General features: G+C 40.2%; 25 protein-coding genes and 2 rRNA genes (1 of these 27 cut by a window edge). 26 read left to right on the forward strand and 1 reads right to left on the reverse strand.

The features are described 5' to 3' along the window. The 10 genes from AFK25_RS00160 to rsmI form a co-directional block, all read left to right on the forward strand. Positions 1-778 (forward strand): 23S ribosomal RNA (locus tag AFK25_RS00160); it begins 2,148 nt to the left of the window's first position. 74 nt (positions 779-852) lie between these two features. Then, positions 853-969: ribosomal RNA gene (gene rrf / locus AFK25_RS00165) — 5S ribosomal RNA — on the forward strand. Between the two features lie 136 nt (positions 970-1,105). After that, on the forward strand, positions 1,106-1,288 hold the full coding sequence (locus tag AFK25_RS00170; protein ID WP_009360792.1) for a sigma factor G inhibitor Gin: 183 nt from the start codon (positions 1,106-1,108) through the stop codon (positions 1,286-1,288). 80 nt (positions 1,289-1,368) lie between these two features. Then, positions 1,369-2,793: an aminotransferase class I/II-fold pyridoxal phosphate-dependent enzyme gene (locus AFK25_RS00175; protein ID WP_019418064.1), complete on the forward strand. Its 1,425-nt coding sequence runs from the start codon at positions 1,369-1,371 to the stop codon at positions 2,791-2,793. A 1-nt stretch (position 2,794) separates the two neighbouring features. Continuing rightward, on the forward strand, positions 2,795-3,424 hold the full coding sequence (gene tmk, locus AFK25_RS00180; protein ID WP_009360790.1) for a dTMP kinase: 630 nt from the start codon (positions 2,795-2,797) through the stop codon (positions 3,422-3,424). Positions 3,425-3,434: 10 nt separating this feature from the next. Beyond that, on the forward strand, positions 3,435-4,433 hold the full coding sequence (gene holB / locus AFK25_RS00185) for a DNA polymerase III subunit delta' (RefSeq protein ID WP_009360789.1): 999 nt from the start codon (positions 3,435-3,437) through the stop codon (positions 4,431-4,433). Further along, complete coding sequence (locus tag AFK25_RS00190; protein WP_009360788.1) at positions 4,426-5,253, forward strand: PSP1 domain-containing protein; 828 nt, start codon at positions 4,426-4,428, stop codon at positions 5,251-5,253. The genes holB and AFK25_RS00190 overlap by 8 nt, the downstream gene beginning before the upstream one ends. Positions 5,254-5,268: 15 nt before the next feature. Next, on the forward strand, positions 5,269-5,616 hold the full coding sequence (gene yabA / locus AFK25_RS00195; protein WP_009360787.1) for a DNA replication initiation control protein YabA: 348 nt from the start codon (positions 5,269-5,271) through the stop codon (positions 5,614-5,616). 54 nt (positions 5,617-5,670) lie between these two features. Continuing rightward, complete coding sequence (locus AFK25_RS00200; protein WP_019418062.1) at positions 5,671-6,405, forward strand: tRNA1(Val) (adenine(37)-N6)-methyltransferase; 735 nt, start codon at positions 5,671-5,673, stop codon at positions 6,403-6,405. 6 nt (positions 6,406-6,411) lie between these two features. Next, complete coding sequence (gene rsmI, locus AFK25_RS00205) at positions 6,412-7,278, forward strand: 16S rRNA (cytidine(1402)-2'-O)-methyltransferase (RefSeq protein WP_035067847.1); 867 nt, start codon at positions 6,412-6,414, stop codon at positions 7,276-7,278. Between the two features lie 37 nt (positions 7,279-7,315). Here the strand turns inward: rsmI and AFK25_RS00210 are convergent, their stop codons facing one another. Further along, positions 7,316-7,606: a transition state genes transcriptional regulator AbrB gene (locus tag AFK25_RS00210; RefSeq protein ID WP_180271095.1), complete on the reverse strand. Its 291-nt coding sequence runs from the start codon at positions 7,604-7,606 to the stop codon at positions 7,316-7,318. 487 nt (positions 7,607-8,093) lie between these two features. Between AFK25_RS00210 and metG the strand changes: the two genes are divergently transcribed. The 16 genes from metG to AFK25_RS00290 all read left to right on the forward strand — a co-directional run bounded on the left by metG (position 8,094) and on the right by AFK25_RS00290 (position 22,034). After that, positions 8,094-10,043 (forward strand): methionine--tRNA ligase, encoded by a 1,950-nt coding sequence (gene metG / locus AFK25_RS00215; RefSeq protein ID WP_009360783.1) that lies wholly within the window; start codon positions 8,094-8,096, stop codon positions 10,041-10,043. 116 nt (positions 10,044-10,159) lie between these two features. Then, positions 10,160-10,927, forward strand: a complete 768-nt coding sequence (locus AFK25_RS00220) for a TatD family hydrolase (protein WP_035067845.1) — start codon at positions 10,160-10,162, stop codon at positions 10,925-10,927. A gap of 204 nt (positions 10,928-11,131) precedes the next feature. Beyond that, entirely contained in the window at positions 11,132-12,325 is a 1,194-nt protein-coding gene (locus AFK25_RS00225) for a resuscitation-promoting factor (protein ID WP_035067842.1), read from the forward strand. Positions 12,326-12,386: 61 nt separating this feature from the next. Further along, positions 12,387-12,959, forward strand: coding sequence for a ribonuclease M5 (gene rnmV / locus AFK25_RS00230; RefSeq protein WP_019418056.1), 573 nt, complete (start codon positions 12,387-12,389; stop codon positions 12,957-12,959). After that, positions 12,952-13,839 (forward strand): 16S rRNA (adenine(1518)-N(6)/adenine(1519)-N(6))-dimethyltransferase RsmA, encoded by an 888-nt coding sequence (rsmA, locus tag AFK25_RS00235; protein WP_035067840.1) that lies wholly within the window; start codon positions 12,952-12,954, stop codon positions 13,837-13,839. The genes rnmV and rsmA overlap by 8 nt, the downstream gene beginning before the upstream one ends. A 74-nt stretch (positions 13,840-13,913) precedes the next feature. Continuing rightward, positions 13,914-14,792 (forward strand): sporulation peptidase YabG, encoded by an 879-nt coding sequence (yabG, locus tag AFK25_RS00240; RefSeq protein WP_009360778.1) that lies wholly within the window; start codon positions 13,914-13,916, stop codon positions 14,790-14,792. A gap of 213 nt (positions 14,793-15,005) precedes the next feature. After that, the gene (gene veg / locus AFK25_RS00245) at positions 15,006-15,275 is read left to right on the forward strand and encodes a biofilm formation stimulator Veg (RefSeq protein WP_009360777.1); all 270 of its coding nucleotides are present in this window, start codon (positions 15,006-15,008) and stop codon (positions 15,273-15,275) included. 127 nt (positions 15,276-15,402) lie between these two features. Beyond that, positions 15,403-16,269: a 4-(cytidine 5'-diphospho)-2-C-methyl-D-erythritol kinase gene (gene ispE, locus AFK25_RS00250; RefSeq protein WP_026011756.1), complete on the forward strand. Its 867-nt coding sequence runs from the start codon at positions 15,403-15,405 to the stop codon at positions 16,267-16,269. A 12-nt stretch (positions 16,270-16,281) separates the two neighbouring features. Next, positions 16,282-17,106 (forward strand): pur operon repressor, encoded by an 825-nt coding sequence (gene purR / locus AFK25_RS00255; RefSeq protein ID WP_019418051.1) that lies wholly within the window; start codon positions 16,282-16,284, stop codon positions 17,104-17,106. A 34-nt stretch (positions 17,107-17,140) separates the two neighbouring features. Beyond that, positions 17,141-17,521 (forward strand): RidA family protein, encoded by a 381-nt coding sequence (locus tag AFK25_RS00260; RefSeq protein WP_004888532.1) that lies wholly within the window; start codon positions 17,141-17,143, stop codon positions 17,519-17,521. A gap of 89 nt (positions 17,522-17,610) precedes the next feature. Next, positions 17,611-17,901: a septation regulator SpoVG gene (spoVG, locus tag AFK25_RS00265; protein WP_003398210.1), complete on the forward strand. Its 291-nt coding sequence runs from the start codon at positions 17,611-17,613 to the stop codon at positions 17,899-17,901. Between the two features lie 184 nt (positions 17,902-18,085). Beyond that, positions 18,086-19,462, forward strand: coding sequence for a bifunctional UDP-N-acetylglucosamine diphosphorylase/glucosamine-1-phosphate N-acetyltransferase GlmU (gene glmU / locus AFK25_RS00270; RefSeq protein ID WP_009360774.1), 1,377 nt, complete (start codon positions 18,086-18,088; stop codon positions 19,460-19,462). Positions 19,463-19,479: 17 nt separating this feature from the next. After that, positions 19,480-20,430 (forward strand): ribose-phosphate diphosphokinase, encoded by a 951-nt coding sequence (locus tag AFK25_RS00275; RefSeq protein WP_009360773.1) that lies wholly within the window; start codon positions 19,480-19,482, stop codon positions 20,428-20,430. A gap of 56 nt (positions 20,431-20,486) precedes the next feature. Then, positions 20,487-21,113, forward strand: coding sequence for a 50S ribosomal protein L25/general stress protein Ctc (locus tag AFK25_RS00280; protein ID WP_035067837.1), 627 nt, complete (start codon positions 20,487-20,489; stop codon positions 21,111-21,113). 57 nt (positions 21,114-21,170) lie between these two features. Then, positions 21,171-21,734, forward strand: coding sequence for an aminoacyl-tRNA hydrolase (gene pth, locus AFK25_RS00285; protein ID WP_009360771.1), 564 nt, complete (start codon positions 21,171-21,173; stop codon positions 21,732-21,734). Between the two features lie 69 nt (positions 21,735-21,803). After that, positions 21,804-22,034, forward strand: coding sequence for an anti-sigma-F factor Fin (locus tag AFK25_RS00290; protein WP_009360770.1), 231 nt, complete (start codon positions 21,804-21,806; stop codon positions 22,032-22,034). The last annotated feature ends 30 nt before the right edge of the window (positions 22,035-22,064 follow it).

Below are 22,064 nucleotides of genomic sequence, written 5' to 3' on the forward strand. Positions count from 1 at the left end.
GGGAGACTGAGAAACCTGGACGCCAGTCTAGGTGGAGTCGCCGTTGGGATACCACCCTTGTCGTACTGAGATTCTAACCCGCACCCCTGATCGGGGTGGGAGACAGTGTCAGGTGGGCAGTTTGACTGGGGCGGTCGCCTCCCAAAGCGTAACGGAGGCGCCCAAAGGTTCCCTCAGAATGGTTGGAAATCATTCGTAGAGTGTAAAGGCAGAAGGGAGCTTGACTGCGAGACCTACAAGTCGAGCAGGGACGAAAGTCGGGCTTAGTGATCCGGTGGTTCCGAATGGAAGGGCCATCGCTCAACGGATAAAAGCTACCCCGGGGATAACAGGCTTATCTCCCCCAAGAGTCCACATCGACGGGGAGGTTTGGCACCTCGATGTCGGCTCATCGCATCCTGGGGCTGTAGTCGGTCCCAAGGGTTGGGCTGTTCGCCCATTAAAGCGGTACGCGAGCTGGGTTCAGAACGTCGTGAGACAGTTCGGTCCCTATCCGTCGCGGGCGTAGGAAATTTGAGAGGAGCTGTCCTTAGTACGAGAGGACCGGGATGGACGCACCGCTGGTGTACCAGTTGTCCCGCCAGGGGCACAGCTGGGTAGCTATGTGCGGAAGGGATAAGCGCTGAAAGCATCTAAGCGTGAAGCCCCCCTCAAGATGAGATTTCCCATCGCGTCAAGCGAGTAAGATCCCTTGAAGATGACAAGGTAGATAGGTCCGAGGTGGAAGCGTGGCGACACGTGCAGCTGACGGATACTAATCGATCGAGGACTTAACTAAGCACACAAGAAAAGCGTAGGCGACTACACAAAACCTGTTATCTAGTTTTGAAGGAATAATCCTTCATCATATTGCTCGGTGACGATGGCGGAGAGGTCACACCCGTTCCCATCCCGAACACGGAAGTTAAGCTCTCCAGCGCCGATGGTAGTTGGCGGGACACCGCCTGCGAGAGTAGGACGTTGCCGGGCAAAGAAGAGACCAAGACGATTTAGTCTTGGTCTTTTTTAGCTCATTGCTTTCTTTATACTCCCGCACAAAATGATTCGTTTCAAAGTATATTGTTATATGAAACTGGGAAAACTGTTAGCGGGAGGTGGAGAACAAATGTCTTATAAAGAAACTTGTATTGTATGTAATGGGCAAAATAAAAAAGGAATTCATATTTTTCATCATTTTATATGCATGGATTGTCATAACGATCTCATTCAAACGGAGACAAATGATGAAAAATACAAATTTTACGTTGATCGGCTGAAAAAAATAGGAGAGAATAAAATATATTCATAACAAAAGGCCCCTACTATGATTAGGGCCTGTTTTATTTTAATATAAATATATAAAAACAACGAGCGAGGAAGCGAATAAAGATGGATCAAACAAAAACACCTCTATATACACTTTTATGTGAACATGCCTCGACACAACCGATTTCATTTCACGTACCAGGGCATAAATATGGAGCTGTTTTTTATGAAAAAGCTCTTTTTTCTTTTGCACCATTGCTACATTTAGATGTAACGGAACTTTCACATTTAGATGATTTACATCATCCAACGGGAGCGATTGAACAGGCACAACAATTAGCGGCAAAATTATATGGGGTAAAACGGACGTATTTTTTAGTTAATGGTTCTACTGCCGGTAATTTAGCGATGATTACAGCTGCATGTGAAAAAAACAAAAAAGTCATTGTACAACGTAATTGTCATAAATCTATTTTACATGCACTACATCTCGTTGGAGCAACACCTATTTTTATTTCCCCGGAATTTGATGAAGATGTTCGAGTGATGTCTTTTGTGTCGTTTGAAACAATTGATCATACATTGCGTGAGCATTCAGATGCCGCTGCGCTCATTTTAACAAATCCAAACTATTATGGGATGTCTATTGATTTAACGAAAATTATTCAATTGGCCCATTCTTATCGCATACCTGTGTTAGTGGATGAGGCACATGGAGCTCATTTTGTGCTTGGGGAACCTTTTCCAAAATCAGCTGTGGAATGTGGAGCAGACATTGTTGTACAATCGGCCCATAAAACACTTCCAGCTATGACCATGGGATCTTTTTTGCACTTTAATAGTGAGCTTATAAATGAACGTACGTTAAGATACTTTTTGCAAGTTTTTCAAACAAGCAGCCCATCTTATCCAATTATGGCTTCGCTTGATTTGGCTCGCGCTTATGTTGCGCAACAGACACGTGAAACGATTGATGAAATGGTTGAACAAATTCAATTATTTAAGCAAGAGTTGCGAACAATTGAAGCGATTCATGTGGTGGAATCACGGCATCCCCTTATTCGAACGGATTTGTTAAAGGTTACGTTACAAACGCGCAGTGCACATTCAGGTTACGAGTTGCAGCAGATATTAGAAAGAAACGGAATTTTTACAGAAATGGCTGACCCATATAACGTATTACTTGTTTATCCGCTTGCGAAAATCAAAACATTTCAAATGATTATAGAGCGAATAAAACATGCGCTACAATGTATTCGAAGCGAACGACAAAACGAACATGTACAATTTCAACTACCAAAGCATTGTCAAGCTGTGAGTTATGAATGGATTAAAGGTAGGAAAACAAAACAAGTGCTGCTTCATGATGCAATCGGACGTGTTTGTGCTCAAATGGTTGTCCCTTATCCACCCGGAATTCCTATTTTACTTATTGGGGAAATTGTGACAAGGCAACATGTTGAGCTTATTCAATATTTGAAGCAAACGGGCGCATATTTTCAAACAGATATAGAAGGAAATTGTATCGAAGTTTTTGAGGAGGCTTAAGATGAACTACTTATTTTTTTCATTTGAAGGTCCTGAGGGGGCAGGAAAAACAACGATCGTTCGCATGTTAACGGATTATTTAACTAAGCAACACGTTGATGTTGTCGCAACACGTGAGCCGGGAGGGATCGATATCGCCGAGCAAATTCGTTCCGTCATTTTGCATCCTAATAATGATCGAATGGATGCACGAACAGAAGCTTTACTTTATGCAGCGGCGAGACGACAACATTTAGTTGAAAAAGTGATTCCTGCATTGAAGGAAGGGAAAATGGTTCTTTGTGATCGCTTTATTGACAGTTCGCTTGCTTACCAAGGGGTCGCGCGTGGTTTAGGAATAGATGAGATATTGGCTATTAATGAGTTTGCGATTGAAAATTGGATGCCAACATTAACGATTTATTTTGATATTGATCCAGCGCTTGGGTTAGCGCGCATTCGCGAAAATGGGTTGCGAGAAGTGAATCGGCTGGATTTAGAAGAGCTCGCGTTTCATGAACGAGTGCGTGATGGATATATGATGTTATTAGATCGTTTTCCAAATCGCATAAAAAAAGTAGACGCTACGCAATCTGTAACAAAAGTGTTTGAAGACGTGTGGGCGCTTATAGAGCCTTTGTTAAGAAAGTGAGAGGATCGTCATGTCATGGAAAATGCTCGAAACAAATCAACCACATGTAGCTAAAATGATCGTCAACAGTATAAGAAAAGGCAGAGTGGCTCATGCATACTTATTTGAAGGACAAAAAGGGACAGGAAAAAAGGAAGCGGCTCTTTTATTTGCAAAGCGTTTGTTTTGTTTAACAAATGTACATGATGACCCTTGCGAAACATGTGTGAATTGTCGGCGGATTCAATCTGGTAATCATCCAGACGTTCATCTCGTTGTGCCAGATGGAAATTCAATTAAAAAGCAACAAATTGAGCAGCTGCAAGAGGAGTTTACAAAAACGGCTGTTGAATCGAATCGTAAGCTATATATCATTGAGCATGCTGATCAAATGACCGTTCAAGCTGCGAATAGCTTGTTAAAATTTTTAGAGGAACCATCAGCAAAAACGGTGGCGATTTTATTAACAGAGCAATTACATCGCATACTTCCAACGATTGTTTCACGTTGTCAAGTGATTTCTTTTCGCAAATTACCGACAGAACAAATATACGCTCATTTACAAAAACAAGGTGTACCACGAGAGTTAGCGATATTAGCTGCTAGAGTAACAAATAATGTGCAAGAAGCATTTCAGTTAAGTCAAGATGATTGGTTTGCACAAGCACGAAAAATAGTGATACAATTATATGAAGCATTAAACAAGCAATATGTCCAAGCGTTGCTCGTCATTCAGCAACATTGGCTTAGCCATTTTACGAATAAAGAACAAATGAGCATAGGGTTAGATTTATTATTATATTTATATAAAGATTTATTATATGTGTTACTAGGGGAAGAACAACAAATTGCATACAGTGATTGCATAAATGAATTTCAGCGGTCGCGTTTTCTTTATTCTGAGAAGCAAATTGCTCAACATATGAAGGCCATTTTACAAGCAAAAGCGCGGTTGCATACGAATATGAATCCGCAGCTTTTAATGGAACAGTTAGTATTGCAGTTGCGGGAGGGATCTGCATTTGTATGAAGTTGTAGGCGTTCGTTTTAAGAAAGCAGGAAAGATTTATTATTTTGATCCTGGGGATTTACCGATTTCAAACGGTGATTATGTCATTGTTGAAACCGTTCGCGGCATTGAATTTGGAAAGGTTGTTGTGGCTAAAAAACAAGTCGATGAAAAAGATATTGTTTTGCCTTTGAAAAAAGTCATTCGGATGGCTGACCAAAAAGATAAACTTGTTGTAGAAGAAAATAAAAAGGCAGCGGAAGAAGCATACGACATTTGTTTGAAAAAAGTAGAAGAGCACGGATTAGAAATGAAACTTGTTGATGTCGAGTATACATTCGACCGCAATAAAATTATTTTTTATTTTACTGCTGATGGACGCGTTGATTTTCGTGAACTCGTTAAAGATTTGGCAGCCATTTTTCGCACCCGAATCGAACTGAGACAAATTGGTGTGCGCGATGAAGCAAAAATGTTAGGCGGTATTGGACCATGCGGACGGATGCTTTGTTGTTCGACGTTTTTAGGTGACTTTGATCCGGTTTCCATTAAAATGGCAAAAGATCAAAATTTATCGCTCAATCCGACAAAAATATCAGGATTATGCGGTCGACTAATGTGTTGTTTAAAATATGAAAACGATGAATACGAGACGGCGAAAGAGCAGCTGCCTGATTTAGGTGAAATGATTGAAACTCCTCTCGGATTCGGGAAGGTCGTTGGACTGAATATTTTAGAACGAGTGTTACAAGTCGAATTAGTCGAAAAAGATCGGGTCGTTGAATATACGATTGACGAATTATTAAAAGAGAAAGTTCTTCCTACTCAAGCCACAGAGTGATGGGGTGGATGGCGCGTGAATAAAAAAGAAATTTTCCAATCTGTAACAAGTATCGAGGAACAAATTGCTCATTTATATAAACAGCTAGGTGAGTTAAAAAATTATCTTGGGGAGTTAATTGAAGAAAATCATCGCCTTCAAGTTGAAAATGACCATTTACGTCGACGGCTTGAACAGCTGTCAGAGCGAAAAGACGAACAAGGCAAAAAACAAAAGAAAGCGAAATTAGTTGATATCGGCGAAGGATATGATAACTTAGCTCGTCTGTACCAAGAAGGATTTCACATTTGTAATGTACATTATGGAAGTTTACGGACCGATGGCGATTGTTTGTTTTGTTTGTCATTTTTAAATAAAAAATAGCCTTTCTGACGAATGGTCTGGAAGGCTATTTTGTTGTAGAAAGAGGGATTGTGTATGTTACGTGAAGATGAACGGCTCGACTATTTGCTAGCAGAAGATATGAAAATTATTCAAAGCCCATCTGTATTTGCTTTTTCGCTTGATGCAGTATTGTTGGCGAAATTCGTATATGTTCCCATTCAAAAAGGACATTTAGTCGACTTATGTACAGGGAATGGGGTCATTCCACTATTGTTAAGCAAACGAACAAAAGGGAAAATGATTGGAGTAGAAATTCAAGAAAGAATTTATGATATGGCGAAGCGAAGCGTACAATACAACAAGCTAGAGGAGCAAATTGAAATCATTCACGGTGATATTAAAGATATGCCTGCTCATCTTGGACATAGTAAGTTTGATGTTGTGACGTGCAATCCTCCGTATTTCCCAACACCAAACGAAGAAGAAATGAATAAAAATGAACATTTTGCGATTGCACGCCATGAAATTTATTGTACGTTAGAAGATGTCATTCGCGTAAGTAGTCAATTGCTTAAACAAGGTGGAAAGGCAGCCTTTGTTCATCGCCCTGAGCGGTTGTTAGATATCGTTACACTCATGCGACAATACCGTTTAGAGCCGAAACGTTTGCGTTTTGTTTATCCAAAAGAAGGAAAGGAAGCGAACACCATTTTAATCGAAGGAACGAAAGACGGCAATAAAGGATTGAAAATATTACCTCCTCTCTTTGTATACGAACAAAATGGCGAGTATACAAGCGAGTTAAAACATATTTTATACGGGGAATGAGATGAGATGAACGAACAAAAAAGTTTTATTGAAGAAGATGAAAAAGGAATTTTGTACATCGTCCCGACGCCGATCGGCAATTTAGAAGATATTACGTTGCGTGCCATTGAAACGTTACGAACAGTAGATTTCATTGCGGCTGAAGATACACGCCAAACGAAAAAATTGCTAAATCATTTCGATATTCATACGCCGCTTGTTAGTTACCATGAGCATAATAAACAATCGCGAGGAGAGCATATTCTCGCTTCTCTATTACAAGGGAAACATATCGCTTTAGTGAGTGATGCCGGAACGCCAACGATTTCTGATCCAGGTCATGAGCTTGTAGTTGAAGCGTTACGCGCACAATGTAAAGTGATTCCGCTTCCAGGTGCGAATGCGGCCATTACGGCGTTAACAGCTTCTGGATTACCGACAAATCATTTTTATTTTTATGGTTTTTTATCGCGACATAAGAAAGAAAAGAAAAAAGAACTCGAACAATTAAAACATATAAAAGATACGCTTATTTTTTACGAGGCACCACATCGTCTGCAAGAAACGTTAACAGTGATGCGCCATATATTTGGCAATCGACAAATGGCTGTGGCGCGCGAGTTAACGAAAAAATTTGAACATTTCATTCGTGGAACGATTGAAGAAGTGATGCATTGGGCAGAACATCACGAAGTGCGAGGGGAGTTTTGTCTCCTTGTTGAAGGGAATCACACACATGATGAACAATCGATATGGTGGAACGATTTAACCATTGTTGAACATGTAAATTATTATATGGAAACGAAACAATATACATCGAAAGAAGCGATTAAACAAGTAGCTAAAGATCGTCAATTGCCGAAAAGAGATGTGTATGAAGCATATCATAAGTAAAAAAAGAAGTTTCTCTAGAAAAGTCTAGAGAAACTTCTTATTTTGACTGTTGAAGAACGTTTTGAATTTCTTGTAATAACGCCTCTGCGCCTTCTTTGCTTAAAATGATTTTTCCATCTGCAAGCTTGTAGTTATCGTCAGACACTTCCCCAGTTACTACGCAAGTCATGTTTGGTTTGTATTTTTTCAAAATGATGCGCTCATCATCTACATAAATTTCTAACGCATCTTTCTCTGCGATTCCTAATGTACGGCGCAATTCAATTGGAATAACAACACGACCTAACTCATCGACTTTACGAACAATACCTGTTGATTTCATCTTTATTCTCCTCTCCTTTTTCATCTTTTTTCGTCAATATTCGACAAAATCTCTATGGATTTATCATAACAACTTTTCCATTAAGCGTCAATCCTTTTATATGCAATGATTAAAAAAAATGTATGATTTACATGTCGTTGCATATAAAATTCGCCGAAATTATAGCTGAAATGACAAAATCCGAATGATTTGACAAGAGATGCATAACAGTTTTTAACTACTTTTCAAGACGATACAAACCTTATTATAAATATTATTCGACAAAATTCAACACAAATTCGACAAATTTATCGATATATTTTCGACAAAATTCGACAAATATATATGATTTGTCGACAATGCTATGTCGAATAGTTGACAGCGCTCTCTATTTTTATGTATATTTTGGTGAGATAAGAGGAATAGATGTATTGATCAAGAATACAAATATGCAATCGCTCTCGTCCTTTGGGCGAGAGCGTTTCTACTAAACGTGCAACAAGGAGGGGTACAAGTGACGAAAAAGACGTTTTATATCACCACACCCATTTATTATCCGAGCGATAAATTACATATCGGTCACGCTTATACGACGGTAGCTGGCGATGCAATGGCAAGATATAAGCGGATGCGCGGCTATGATGTGATGTATTTAACAGGAACAGATGAACATGGTCAAAAAATTCAACGAAAAGCAGAGGAAAAAGGAGTTACTCCACAGCAGTATGTCGATGAAATTGTTGCGGGAATTAAAGAACTTTGGAAAAAACTAGATATTTCTTATAACGATTTTATTCGTACAACAGAACAGCGTCATAAACAAGTCGTTGAAAAAATTTTCGCCCGTCTTTTAGAACAAGGGGATATTTATTTAGACGAATACGAAGGATGGTATTGTACTCCGTGTGAATCGTTTTACACTGAGCGACAATTAGTCGAAGGGAATTGTCCAGATTGTGGACGTCCTGTAGAAAAAGTAAAAGAACAATCATATTTTTTCCGGATGAGCAAATATGTCGATCGTTTATTGGCGTTCTATGAAGAAAATCCGCAATTTATTCAGCCGGAATCGCGCAAAAATGAAATGATTAATAACTTTATCAAGCCGGGCTTAGAGGATTTAGCTGTGTCACGGACAACGTTTGATTGGGGCATTCCTGTTCCGGGCGACCCGAAACATGTCATTTATGTATGGATTGATGCATTGTCAAACTATATTACTGCCTTAGGGTATGGAACAGAAAATGATGAAAAATATAAAACGTATTGGCCGGCTGATGTTCACCTTGTTGGAAAGGAAATTGTTCGTTTCCATACGATTTATTGGCCAATTATGTTAATGGCTTTAGATCTTCCGCTTCCAAAAAAAGTGTTTGCGCACGGCTGGTTGCTTATGAAAGACGGAAAAATGTCGAAGTCGAAAGGAAATGTTGTTGATCCAGTTACGTTAATTGATCGATATGGCTTAGATGCGTTGCGTTATTATTTACTTCGTGAAGTGCCGTTTGGTTCAGACGGTGTGTTTACACCAGAAGGTTTTGTCGAGCGCATAAACTATGATTTAGCGAACGATTTAGGTAATTTGCTTAATCGAACTGTAGCAATGATTGAAAAATATTTTGCCGGCCGTATTCCTGCATATCGTGGTACGCACACCTCATTTGATGAACAACTTGTGCAAACGGCGTATGATACTGTTAAACAGTATGAAGAAGCGATGGAACAAATGCAATTTTCACAAGCTTTAACAGCTATTTGGCAGCTTATTAGCCGTACGAACAAATATATTGATGAAACGCAACCATGGGTATTGGCAAAGGACGAAGCAGCGCGTGAACAGTTAGCTTCCGTCATGTCGCATTTAGCGGAGTCCCTTCGTTATGTAGCTGTTTTATTGCAACCATTTTTAACAGCAACGCCAAAACGAATGTTTGCTCAACTTGGCGTTCAAGATGAGCAATTAATGAGCTGGGACAGCTTACAAACGTTTGGTGCTTCACAACAAGAGCGAATGGTTGAAAAAGGAGCTCCACTGTTCCCGCGTTTAGACGTTCAAGAAGAAGTGCAATATATTCAGACACAAATGAGCGGGACATCAGCAAATGTAGAAGAAAAGCAGGAACAAAACGAAGAGAAAAGCGAAGAAATTACAATTGATGATTTTATGAAAGTCGATTTACGCGTCGCACAAGTGATTCATGCTGAGCCAATTCCAAAAGCCGATCGCTTGCTTAAATTGCAACTTGATTTAGGCTATGAAAAACGGCAAGTTGTATCAGGTATTGCAAAACATTACAAACCGGAAGATTTAATTGGGAAAAAAGTCATTTGCGTGACGAATTTAAAGCCTGTGAAATTGCGCGGAGAACTGTCACAAGGCATGATTTTAGCGGGGGAAAAAGACGGGGTATTGTCATTGGCGACAGTGGATGAATCGCTTCCAAATGGAGCAAAAGTGAAGTAAAGAGGTGTTGCAAAAACACCTCTTTGTTTCTATTTTGTAATGTAATTGTTATATAGCTGTGATTTATGTAACGGGATTGTGTGGTAAACTGAACATCGGAAGAAAAGAGGGGTTATATGTTATTTGATACACATGCACATTTAAATGCGACACAATTTAGCGAAGATGTTGAACAAGTGATTGAACGAGCACGTGCAGAAGGTGTGTCACATATTGTCGTCGTTGGCTTTGATCGACCAACCATTCAACGGGCAATGGAGCTAGCCGAGGAATATCCCTTTATCTACGCAGCTGTTGGATGGCACCCTGTCGATGCGATTCATATGACTGACGAAGATCTTGTCATGATTGAACGTTTAGCTGCGCACCCGAAAGTTGTAGCGCTCGGTGAAATGGGGCTTGACTATTATTGGGATCAATCGCCGAAAGACGTACAAAAAGAAGTATTTCGAAAACAAATTCGTTTAGCGAAAAAAGTGAAGTTGCCGATTATTATACATAATCGCGATGCGACAGCCGATATTGTTGATATTTTACGAGAAGAGGGCGCTGAGGAAGTCGGAGGCGTAATGCATTGTTTTAGCGGAAGTATAGAAGTGGCAAGACAATGCATCGATATGAATTTTTATATTTCCTTTGGCGGTCCTGTGACGTTTAAAAACGCAAAAAAACCGAAAGAAGTGGCAAAAGAAATTCCGCTTGATCGTTTGCTTATTGAAACGGACTGTCCGTATTTAACGCCACATCCGTTTCGGGGGAAACGGAATGAACCGAGCTACGTCAAATATATTGCCGAAGCGATCGCCGAATTAAAAGGGTTATCTTTTGAAGAAGTCGCCCAAAAAACGTCCGACAATGCGAAGCGATTATTCGGCATCATTTGATAGAGAATCGTGTCGATGATTAGGAAGACTTGTCTAAAGAAAAGATGAAACGAGATTGTTCTACAACTTTTTTTGCAAGCATACAATAAGCTTGTCGACAAGTCTTCCTTCCCTTTTGAAACAATATTTTGAATAATAGATAATAAGCTTCATAGAAAGGGAGGGTCGTCGCGATCATCTATCGGAAAAGGAGGCGTTTTTATTTTGATTACGTATGTAAAAAAATTATTGCAATCAACATCAAAAAAGAAGATTGCACTTGCTACTGGAGGGTTTTTAGCCTTATCTGGTATGACGGGATATGCTAGCTATGAATGGACAAAAGAGACCGTGACGTTGTATGCAAACGGAAAAGAGGAAAAAGTGCGTACGCATGCAAATACAGTTGCTGAGCTGCTAAAAGAACAAAATATTCAGTTAAAACAAGAAGATTTTATATCTCCTTCCCCGAAAACTAAAATTGTTGATCATTTAACGGTGAAATGGGAAGCAAGCAAGCCGATTGTATTAGTCGTTGACGGGGGAGAAAAGAGATTAAGGACGACGGCGAAAACAGTGAAGGATGTATTGCATATTCAGCAAATCCAGCTTCGTGACTATGACGAAATATCACCAAACGTCGACGAAAAAGTAAAAGACAACATGAAAATAGTGATAAGTAAAGCGTTTCCGATTACATTAAATGACGGCGGCAAACAGCAACAAGTTTGGTCTACTTCGACTACGGTCGCTGACTTTTTAGCTAAACAACATATTACATTACGAGAGCTGGATCGCGTTCAACCAAAATTGAATGACATGATTCAACCAAACACAAAAATAAACATTGTTCGAGTTGAAAAAGTCACCGATGTAGTGGAAGAACCAGTCAATTATACTGTTGTGAAAAAGAAAGATGCGCAATTAGAGAAAGGAAAACAAAAGGTCATTAGCGAAGGGGAGAAAGGGCTTGTCGCAAAGCAATATGAAGTGATTTTAGAAAACGGAAAAGAAGTATCGCGCAAGCTTATTAAAACAGAGACGATTAAACAAAGTAAAAATCGTATTGTTGCGATTGGAACAAAACAAGTTCCAAGAATATTAGCTTCCCGTGGAAGTGGTGAGGTAGCTGATGAACTTTATGTGATTGCCACAGCATATACAGCGTATTGTGGTGGCTGTTCTGGAACGACCGCAACAGGCGTAAATTTACGTTCAAATCCAAACGCCAAGGTAATTGCCGTCGATCCGCGTGTCATCCCGCTTGGAACAAAAGTATACGTTGAGGGGTACGGATATGCTGTTGCTGCAGATACAGGAGCGAATGTAAGAGGATATAAAATTGACGTATTTTTCCCAGATAAATCGACCGCATATCGTTGGGGAACAAAGCGTGTGAAAATTAAAATTTTAAAATAACTGCAGAGGATTTCGCGATCCTCTGTTTTTTTCGTTATAATGAGTGAAGATAAATGGATAGATGGAGGTTTTTATGAAAATTAAAGAAATTATCGTAGTCGAAGGACGTGACGATACGGTGGCGATTCGCCGTGCGGTAGATGCAGATACGATTGAAACGAACGGAGCAGCGATTAATGATGAAACGATCGAGCGTATTCGTTTAGCCCAGCAACAGCGAGGAGTTATTATTTTTACGGATCCTGATTACCCAGGAGAAAAAATTCGTAAAACAATTGCTGAGCGTGTGCCGGGATGTAAACACGCATTTTTGACGCGCGAAGAAGCGAGAGGCAAACACGGAAAAGGGCTCGGCGTTGAACATGCTTCCATTGAAGCGATTCGCACAGCGCTTTTAAGTGTGTACGAAGAAATGATCGATCCACAAGAAGAGATTTCATTTCAGCAGCTTGTCGATGCAGGATTAATCGGGGGACCGCTAGCGCGTGCTCGTCGTGAAAAGTTAGGTAAACTATTAAAAATCGGATATACAAACGGAAAACAACTGCATAAACGGTTACAAATGTTTCAAATTTCAAAAGAACAGTTTGTCGAAGCGATGAAGCAAGTGATGCAGGAGGAAGAACATGTATAAAGATATTGCTACACCGACGCGTACAAAAGAAATTTTAGCGAAATACGGTTTTTCATTTAAAAAAAGCCTTGGACAAAATTTTTTAATTGAACCGAATATTTTACATCGTATTGTTGATTTTGCTCAGCTTTCTGAACGAACAGGTGTCATCGAGATTGGACCGGGAATTGGGGCGCTTACAGAACAATTAGCGCGACGAGCAAAAAAAGTGGTCGCATTTGAAATTGATCAGCGGCTTCTTCCTATTTTAGCGGATACGCTTTCCCCATATTCAAACGTATCCGTTATTCACCAAGATATTTTAAAAGCTGACGTTCAACAAGTAATATCGGAACAGTTAGCGGATGTAGAAGATATTATGGTTGTTGCCAACTTGCCATATTACGTCACGACACCGATTATTATGAAGTTGTTAACGGATCGTTTACCTATTCGCGGAATGGTCGTTATGTTGCAAAAAGAAGTAGCAGAGCGCATGGCGGCAAAGCCTGGAACGAAAGACTACGGTTCCTTGACGATTGCTGTTCAATATTATACGCACGCGGAAACGGTCATGCATGTGCCACGAACTGTATTTGTACCGAAGCCGAATGTAGATTCTGCAGTCATTCGTTTATTGAAGCGAGAACAACCTGCTGTCGCTGTGTCGAACGAAGATTTTTTCTTTACTGTTGTTCGTGCAAGTTTTGGGCAAAGGCGTAAAACGATTTTAAACAATTTAATGAGCCACTTACCAGGCGGTAAACAGAAAAAAGATGAAATTGAAAAGGCGCTTCAAGCTGCTCATATTGATCCGAAGCGAAGAGGAGAAACGCTTACTATCGCTGAATTTGCTCTTCTGAGCGAGCGACTATACGACACTTTTTCACAAGAGGCTTAAAGCCTCTTTTTTTTACACGTTCGATCTTCTCGTTGCATATGTTACAAACAAAACAGATGAAAGGGCGGGCGTGTATGATTCAAATTGGTGACATTGTTGCGCGAAAATCGTATGAATATGATATTTTGTTTCGAGTCATTGATATAAAAGAAAAAGAAGGAGAAAAAGAAGCAATTTTATATGGAGAAGACGTTCGACTTATAGCGGACGCTCCATTTTCCGATTTAGTTGTTATTGATGAGCGAGAAAAGAAGAAGCGAGAAGAAAAGGAGAAACAACATATTGAGCAATGTTATAAATTGCTGCGTCAAGATTATCGATTGTTGCGGGAAAAAAGCGAATATGAAGCGACTGGTGGATACGAAGTGAAAATGGATTTTTTCCAACTGCCAGGACGAGTGCTTCATATCGATGGAGACCCGCTTTATTTACGAAAATGTATGCAGTTGTATGAACGAATTGGTGTTCCGGTATATGGTGTTCATTGTCACGAAACAGACATGCCTGATCGGATTATTCCGCTACTTGAACAAGTGCGTCCAGATATTTTAGTTGTCACTGGGCATGATGCATATTCAAAATCAAAAGGATCAGTGGACGATTTAAAAGCGTATCGTCATTCGAAATATTTTGTGCAAACGGTGCGACAGGCACGCAAAAAAATTCCGAATCTCGATCAACTCGTCATTTTTGCTGGGGCTTGTCAATCTCATTTCGAATCGCTTATTCGAGCAGGTGCGAACTTTGCTAGCTCGCCTGCACGCGTCAATATTCATGCGCTTGATCCTGTATATATTGTTTCACGTGTTAGTTTTACTCCTTTTATGGATCGTGTCAATGTATGGGATGTGTTAAGAAATACATTAACGGGGGAAAAAGGGCTTGGCGGTGTTGAAACGCGAGGCGTTTTGCGAACAGGAATGCCGTTTCGGACGATTGCTGAGCAAACATAAACAAATGCCTCTTGTCTTTTTGCCGTTGTGGTAAAAAGACAAGATAAGGCAATATGATTTTGTTTTTTAACACTTTTTATACATAATTTTTTTTTATTATTGTCCATAATAAAAACAAAAGTATTGACATAAAATATTTTTTGTTGATATAATTTTTATTTTTTGACTTATTCATTTCTGTTTGTTATACTACGTAATAGTGAGGTGGATACGATGGGAAAAACATTGTCGGAAATTAAAAAAGTGTTGGATTCGAATCTCGGTAAAAGATTGACGTTGAAAGCGAACGGTGGGCGTCGAAAGACAATCGAGCGTTGCGGCGTGTTGGCCCAAACATATCCGTCCGTATTTGTCGTTGAACTCGATCAAGAAGAAAACGCTTTTGAACGTGTATCATATAGTTATGCAGACGTATTGACAGAGACGGTGCAGCTTACATTTTTCGATGACGAACAAGTAGCGATGAGCAGCTCACATTCATGATAGTGAAGGAGGCGACCTATATCGGTTGTCTCTTTTTTTGTAGCTATTGAAAAGGCACGTATTTGTTCACTATTTTTTGTGGTAAAATGTCGATAGGAGTTTGAAGTCGGAAAAGTAGGTGAACAGGTTGAGGTTGTTAGTGAAAGCACCAGCGAAAATTAATTTATCTCTTGATGTCTTACATAAGCGTCCGGACGGTTATCATGAAGTCAAAATGGTGATGACGACAATTGACTTAGCTGACCGTGTAGAGTTAGCGGATTTATATTGTGATAAGATTCAAATTATCTCCCACAATCGTTTTGTGCCGGATGATGAACGAAATTTAGCGTATCAAGCTGCAAAATTGTTAAAAGAAAAGTTTGGCGTTCGTCGCGGCGTAGCCATTTCTATTACGAAATGCATCCCTGTTGCAGCAGGTCTTGCGGGTGGGAGTAGCGATGCAGCTGCAACGTTGCGCGGATTAAATAAACTTTGGGGGTTAGGTTTAAGTTTAGATGAGCTTGCCGAAATTGGCGCAGAGATCGGTTCGGACGTTCCGTTTTGTGTATATGGGGGAACGGCGGTTGCAACAGGACGTGGGGAAAAAATTGAACATATTCCTGCCCCTCCGCCAAGTTGGGTCATTTTAGCTAAGCCCACAATCGGGGTATCAACAGCGGATGTGTATCGCAATTTAAATTTACAATCCGTTGATCATCCGAATGTAGATGGAATGGTTGCGGCCATTAAAGAGAAAAATTACGAAAAAATTTGTGCACTTGCGGGGAACGTACTAGAAAGTGTCACATTAAACATGCATCCGGAAGTAGCTCAAATTAAAGAACAAATGAAGCGTTTTGGAGCAGATGTATCGTTAATGAGTGGCAGTGGTCCAACCGTATTCGGCCTTGTTCAACACGATTCACGTTTGCAACGTGTATATAACGGGTTGCGGGGCTTTTGTGAACACGTATATGCTGTTCGATTAATCGGGGAAAGGCACGAACAATAAGGAGGTTATCACATGAAATTAAGGCGAAGCAGTCGGCTTGTGGATATGACGCACTATTTGCTTTATCACCCACATCAACTTGTACCGCTGACTTTTTTTGCAGAGCGATATGGATCAGCAAAATCGTCTATTAGTGAAGATTTAGCTATTATTAAGCAAACGTTTGAACAACAAGGAATCGGTTTGTTGCGCACGCTCCCTGGGGCTGCCGGAGGAGTGCAATATGTCCCGAAAATGTCGGAAGCAGAAGCAAAACAATTTATTCAGCAATTATGTACAAGCCTAGCAGACCCTGAGCGATTATTACCAGGGGGATATTTGTACATGACGGATTTGCTCGGTGATACGCGCATCGTCAACCAAATTGGGCGTCTATATGCTTCTGCGTTTGCGCATGAACATATTGATTTTGTTGTAACGGTTGCTACAAAAGGAATTCCGTTAGCTTATGCAGTTGCGAGTTTTTTAAATGTACCTGTCGTCATTATTCGTCGTGATAGTAAAGTAACGGAAGGATCAATGGTCAGCATCAATTACGTGTCCGGTTCATCAAAACGCATTCAAACGATGGTTTTATCTAAGCGGAGTTTAAGAGAAGGATCAAATGTCTTAATTGTTGATGATTTTATGAAAGCTGGTGGAACAATTAACGGTATGATTAGTTTGCTTTCAGAGTTTCGTGCAAACGTTGTTGGCATTGGTGTGCTCGTTGAGTCGGAAGAAGCAGAAGAACGACTCGTTGATGAATATGTTTCCCTTGTGAAACTAACGTCTGTGAATGTCAAAGAAAAACAAATTACCGTAGAAGAAGGAAACTACTTTCATTTTGTCAAATAAAAATAAATGATTTTTACATACAGGAGGAAGAGACATGAAAGTTGTGCACACAAATCAAGCTCCACAAGCGATTGGACCATACTCCCAAGGTATTATCGTTAACAATATGTTTTACAGCTCTGGGCAAATTGCTTTAACGCCGGAAGGGGAAATGGTACAAGGAGACATTCAAGCACAAACGCATCAAGTATTCAAAAACTTACAAGCTGTACTTGAAGCGGCAGGAGCGTCTTTAGAAACAGTTGTAAAAACAACAGTGTTTTTAAAAGACATGAATGATTTTGCAGCGATGAATGAAGTATATGGACAATATTTTCGCGATCATAAACCAGCGCGTTCCGCTGTTGAAGTTGCCCGCTTACCAAAAGATGCGTTAATTGAAATCGAAGTCGTTGCGCTTGTCAAACAATCGTAAAAAAAATTTTTTTATGTTAGCAGGAAAATAAAAAACGACGTGGAATAAATTCACTTAAGTTCTTATATAGGGAAAAGGTGGTGAACAGAATGGAAGTGACTGACGTGAGATTACGCCGCGTGAATACCGAAGGACGTATGAGAGCGATTGCTTCGATTACGTTGGATCATGAATTTGTCGTTCATGATATCCGCGTGATTGAAGGCAATAACGGCTTGTTTGTCGCAATGCCAAGCAAGCGTACTCCTGACGGGGAATTCCGTGACATCGCTCATCCAATTAACTCAACAACCCGCGGGAAAATTCAAGAAGCTGTTTTAGCTGAATATCACCGTGCTGGTGAGTTGGAAAAAGAGCTTGAAGAAGCAGGTGCTTCGTAAATCATAACAGAGGACCCTTTCGTTAAAAAAGGGTCCTTTTCATATGAAAATAATGTTCATCCTATTAGTAAAGAACATATAGTGAAAATGATGAATTTTTTTGGTAGATGACAATGTTTCCTTGAAATACATACATAATTGATATATATTCAATATGGATAAAGAGAGGTATGGAGGCCTTACGATGAAACGATATGCGATCATTTTAGCGGCTGGACAGGGGACGCGTATGCGTTCAAAGCTTTATAAAGTGTTACACCCTGTCTGTGGGAAGCCGATGGTACAACATGTAGTGGATGCAATTTCTACGTTACATGTAGATCGATTAATTACAGTTGTTGGTTTTGGAGCAGAACGAGTCAAAGAACAACTCGGCAATCAAAGTGAGTACGTCATTCAAGAACAACAGCTTGGGACAGCACATGCTGTCATGCAAGCAGCACCTCATTTAGCTGATAAAGATGGTGTGACTCTCGTTGTTTGCGGAGATACACCACTGATTACCTCAGAAACGATGGAAGCGCTTTTACAACATCATTTACAGACGAAAGCGAAAGCAACCATTTTAACCGCCCTTGCAGAAGATCCAACTGGATATGGTCGCATTGTCCGCAATCAAGATGGACATGTCGAAAAAATTGTAGAACATAAAGATGCAACAGAAGAAGAGCGAATGATTCGTGAAATTAATACAGGAACGTATTGTTTTGATAATCGTGCGCTATTTGAAGCGCTTACGAAAGTGTCGAACGATAATGCGCAAGGGGAATATTATTTACCAGATGTCATCGAAATTTTGAAAAAACAAGGCGAAATCATTTCAGCGTACGAAACGCCAATATTTGAAGAAACGTTAGGTGTGAATGACCGCATTGCACTTGCTCAAGCAGAAAAAATTATGCGTATGCGCATTCACCGACAACATATGGCAAATGGTGTGACAATCATTGATCCTGAGCATACGTATATAGCACCTGATGTGCACATTGGACAGGATACGATCATTTATCCTGGGACATGGATTGAAGGCTATACGGTAATTGGTGAAAATTGCATCATCGGACCGAATAGCGAAATTAAAAATAGTCGTATTGGTGACAATACATCGATTCGTCATTCTGTTGTACATGACAGCGAAGTAGGCAAAGATGTAACGATCGGTCCATTTGCCCACATTCGTCCGCTATCTAAAATTGGCGACGATGTGAGAATCGGAAACTTCGTTGAAATTAAAAAAGCGACGTTTGGAAATGGAAGTAAAGCATCGCACTTAAGCTATATCGGAGATGCTGAAGTAGGTGCTGATGTAAATATCGGTTGTGGTACGATTACGGTAAATTATGATGGGGTAAATAAATATGTGACAAAAATTGAAGATGGTGCGTTTATCGGTTGCAACTCGAACTTGATTGCCCCTGTCGTTGTAGGAAGCGGAGCATACGTAGCGGCTGGCTCAACTATTACCGATGATGTACCTAACCGCGCTTTAGCTATTGCGCGCGCTCGGCAAACAAATAAAGAAAATTATGTTGAACGTCTACAAGAAAAGAAAAAATCCTAATGGAGGTTTACTTACCCATGTCTCAGTATTTGAATTCTAATTTAAAGTTATTTTCGTTAAATTCGAATCCGATTTTAGCCCAAGAAATCGCAAAAGTCATTGGTGTTGAACTAGGAAAATGTTCCGTTTCTCGTTTTAGCGACGGGGAAATTCAAATTAACATTGAAGAAAGTATTCGTGGTTGCGATGTTTATGTTATTCAATCAACAAGCGCCCCTGTAAATGAACATTTGATGGAACTACTTATTATGATTGACGCATTAAAGCGAGCGTCTGCTAAAACAATTAATATCGTTATGCCGTACTACGGATATGCTCGTCAAGATCGGAAAGCCCGTTCTCGCGAGCCGATCACTGCAAAATTGGTTGCCAATTTATTAGAAACAGCGGGTGCTTCTCGCGTCATTACACTTGATTTGCACGCACCACAAATTCAAGGGTTTTTTGATATTCCAATCGATCACTTAATGGGTGTTCCGATTTTAGCAGATTACTTTAAAGAAAAACAACTTGATGATATTGTTATTGTTTCTCCAGACCATGGCGGTGTGACGCGCGCACGAAAAATGGCAGATCGCCTAAAAGCACCTATTGCCATTATTGACAAACGCCGTCCAAAACCAAATGTGGCAGAAGTGATGAACATTATTGGTAATGTGCAAGGGAAAACGACGATTTTAGTGGACGATATTATTGATACAGCTGGAACAATTACTTTAGCAGCAAATGCGTTAGCTGAGCATGGGGCGAAAGAAGTGTATGCATGTTGTACGCACCCTGTCTTATCAGGTCCAGCGATTGAACGAATTCAAAACTCGAAAATTAAAGAGCTTGTCGTAACGAATACAATTGCTATTCCTGAAGAAAAGAAAATGAATAAAATTGTAGAGCTATCTGTTGCTCCGCTTATCGGTGAAGCAATTATTCGTGTACACGAAGAACAATCGATTAGCGCATTGTTCGATTAATGGCGTTTAGACCTTCCTATTTTAGGGGAAGCTATGAGCGATTCTAAAATAGGAAGGTGATTTCATTGTTACAACTTCAATTACGTACAGATCATCGACGTTCTTATGTGAAACAAATGCGAAAACAAGGTCACATCCCAGCCGTTTTGTACGGAAAAAAGACGAATAGCCAACCTGTTTTTGTTGATGCGGCCGAGTTTTTGAAACAATGGCGGGCTGTTGGCGGGAGCGGTCTTTTAGATGCTCAATTAAATGACGATCATATTCGCATCATCGTTCGCGATATGCAAAAGCATCCGATTCGCCATGATGTGATTCATATTGACTTTTTAGCGGTTGATGCAAAGACAGAAATTGATGTTCACGTTCCTATTCATTTGATTGGTGAAGCAGCAGGTGTAAAAGACGGTGGCGTACTGCAACAGGCCATGCATCAATTGTCCATTCGGGCGCTACCGTCCAATATTCCACCGTCTATCGATATAGACATAACAAATTTACAAGTAGGCGATGTCATTACAGTTTCACATATTCAAACGAACGGTGTTTACGAAATGAATCATGATCCGACAGAAGTGATCGCGTCGATCTTGCCACCGAAGCAAGAAGAAGAAATTCATAGCGGTGAAGAACAAGAACCAGGAAAACCGGAATCGGAAGAAGGACGCGAAACAACGCCGTGACGGACGTAGCCATCATTGGTTACGTCTTTTGCAGTATGGAGAGAAGGAGCAGGGGAAATGGCAAAACTGTTTGTTGGTTTAGGCAACCCAGGAAAAGAGTACGAGCAAACGAGACATAATGTAGGTTTTATGGTCGTTGACGAACTTGCTCATCGCTGGGGTTTTGCCCTCAATCAAACGAAGTTTCAAGGTATATTTGCAAGTGGTATCATTTCAGGAGAAAAAGTCATATTATGCAAACCGCTTACATATATGAACTTATCGGGCGAATGTGTTCGACCATTGATGGATTATTATGACATTGATGTCGATGATGTCATTGTCATTTACGACGACTTAGACTTACCGACAGGGACGGTTCGCTTACGACCAAAAGGAAGTGCAGGCGGGCATAATGGGATGAAATCACTTATTCATCATTTGAAAACAGAGCAATTTAAACGTATCCGCATCGGTATCGATCGCCCGAAAAACGGGATGAAAGTGAGCGACTACGTATTAGGTCGGTTTACAGCTGAAGAAAAAATAAATATTGATCAAGCGATTCAAAAGGCAGCTGATGCGTGCGAGCGATCGTTACAAACTCCGTTCGCTCAAGTGATGAATGAATTCAATAAGTAGTTGAATAATTTCCTCCTAAATGGTTCAAAATGTATTCGATTAAATCAACCATTTAGGAGGGGGTACGATATGGCATTACACTATTATTGCCGCCATTGCGGCATGAAAATGGGGACGCTTGATGTGCTCGATTTAGAAAGTGAGCAATTAGGCTTTCATCAGTTAACGGAAGAAGAACGATTAGATATGATTCAATATCTCCCTTCAGGAGAAGTTTACGTCAAATCCATTTGCGAACATTGCCAAGAGGCATTAGATCGGAATCCTGATCTTCATCAATATGAAAAGTTCATTCAATAATTGGCTTTGGGGCTCCCAAAGCGTTTTTGT

The sequence above is a fragment of the Anoxybacillus gonensis genome (genome assembly GCF_001187595.1).
Classification (GTDB): Bacteria; Bacillota; Bacilli; order Bacillales; family Anoxybacillaceae; genus Anoxybacillus; species Anoxybacillus gonensis.

Bases quoted from the DNA above. Each gene is read 5' to 3' on its own strand.
- AFK25_RS00170 (WP_009360792.1), top strand. From the start codon at position 1,106: ATGTCTTATAAAGAAACTTGTATTGTATGTAATGGGCAAAATAAAAAA.
- AFK25_RS00175 (WP_019418064.1), top strand. From the start codon at position 1,369: ATGGATCAAACAAAAACACCTCTATATACACTTTTATGTGAACATGCC.
- tmk (WP_009360790.1), top strand. From the start codon at position 2,795: ATGAACTACTTATTTTTTTCATTTGAAGGTCCTGAGGGGGCAGGAAAA.
- holB (WP_009360789.1), top strand. From the start codon at position 3,435: ATGTCATGGAAAATGCTCGAAACAAATCAACCACATGTAGCTAAAATG.
- AFK25_RS00200 (WP_019418062.1), top strand. From the start codon at position 5,671: ATGTTACGTGAAGATGAACGGCTCGACTATTTGCTAGCAGAAGATATG.
- rsmI (WP_035067847.1), top strand. From the start codon at position 6,412: ATGAACGAACAAAAAAGTTTTATTGAAGAAGATGAAAAAGGAATTTTG.
- AFK25_RS00220 (WP_035067845.1), top strand. From the start codon at position 10,160: ATGTTATTTGATACACATGCACATTTAAATGCGACACAATTTAGCGAA.
- rnmV (WP_019418056.1), top strand. From the start codon at position 12,387: ATGGAGGTTTTTATGAAAATTAAAGAAATTATCGTAGTCGAAGGACGT.
- rsmA (WP_035067840.1), top strand. From the start codon at position 12,952: ATGTATAAAGATATTGCTACACCGACGCGTACAAAAGAAATTTTAGCG.
- yabG (WP_009360778.1), top strand. From the start codon at position 13,914: ATGATTCAAATTGGTGACATTGTTGCGCGAAAATCGTATGAATATGAT.
- veg (WP_009360777.1), top strand. From the start codon at position 15,006: ATGGGAAAAACATTGTCGGAAATTAAAAAAGTGTTGGATTCGAATCTC.
- purR (WP_019418051.1), top strand. From the start codon at position 16,282: ATGAAATTAAGGCGAAGCAGTCGGCTTGTGGATATGACGCACTATTTG.
- AFK25_RS00260 (WP_004888532.1), top strand. From the start codon at position 17,141: ATGAAAGTTGTGCACACAAATCAAGCTCCACAAGCGATTGGACCATAC.
- spoVG (WP_003398210.1), top strand. From the start codon at position 17,611: ATGGAAGTGACTGACGTGAGATTACGCCGCGTGAATACCGAAGGACGT.
- glmU (WP_009360774.1), top strand. From the start codon at position 18,086: ATGAAACGATATGCGATCATTTTAGCGGCTGGACAGGGGACGCGTATG.
- AFK25_RS00275 (WP_009360773.1), top strand. From the start codon at position 19,480: ATGTCTCAGTATTTGAATTCTAATTTAAAGTTATTTTCGTTAAATTCG.
- pth (WP_009360771.1), top strand. From the start codon at position 21,171: ATGGCAAAACTGTTTGTTGGTTTAGGCAACCCAGGAAAAGAGTACGAG.
- AFK25_RS00290 (WP_009360770.1), top strand. From the start codon at position 21,804: ATGGCATTACACTATTATTGCCGCCATTGCGGCATGAAAATGGGGACG.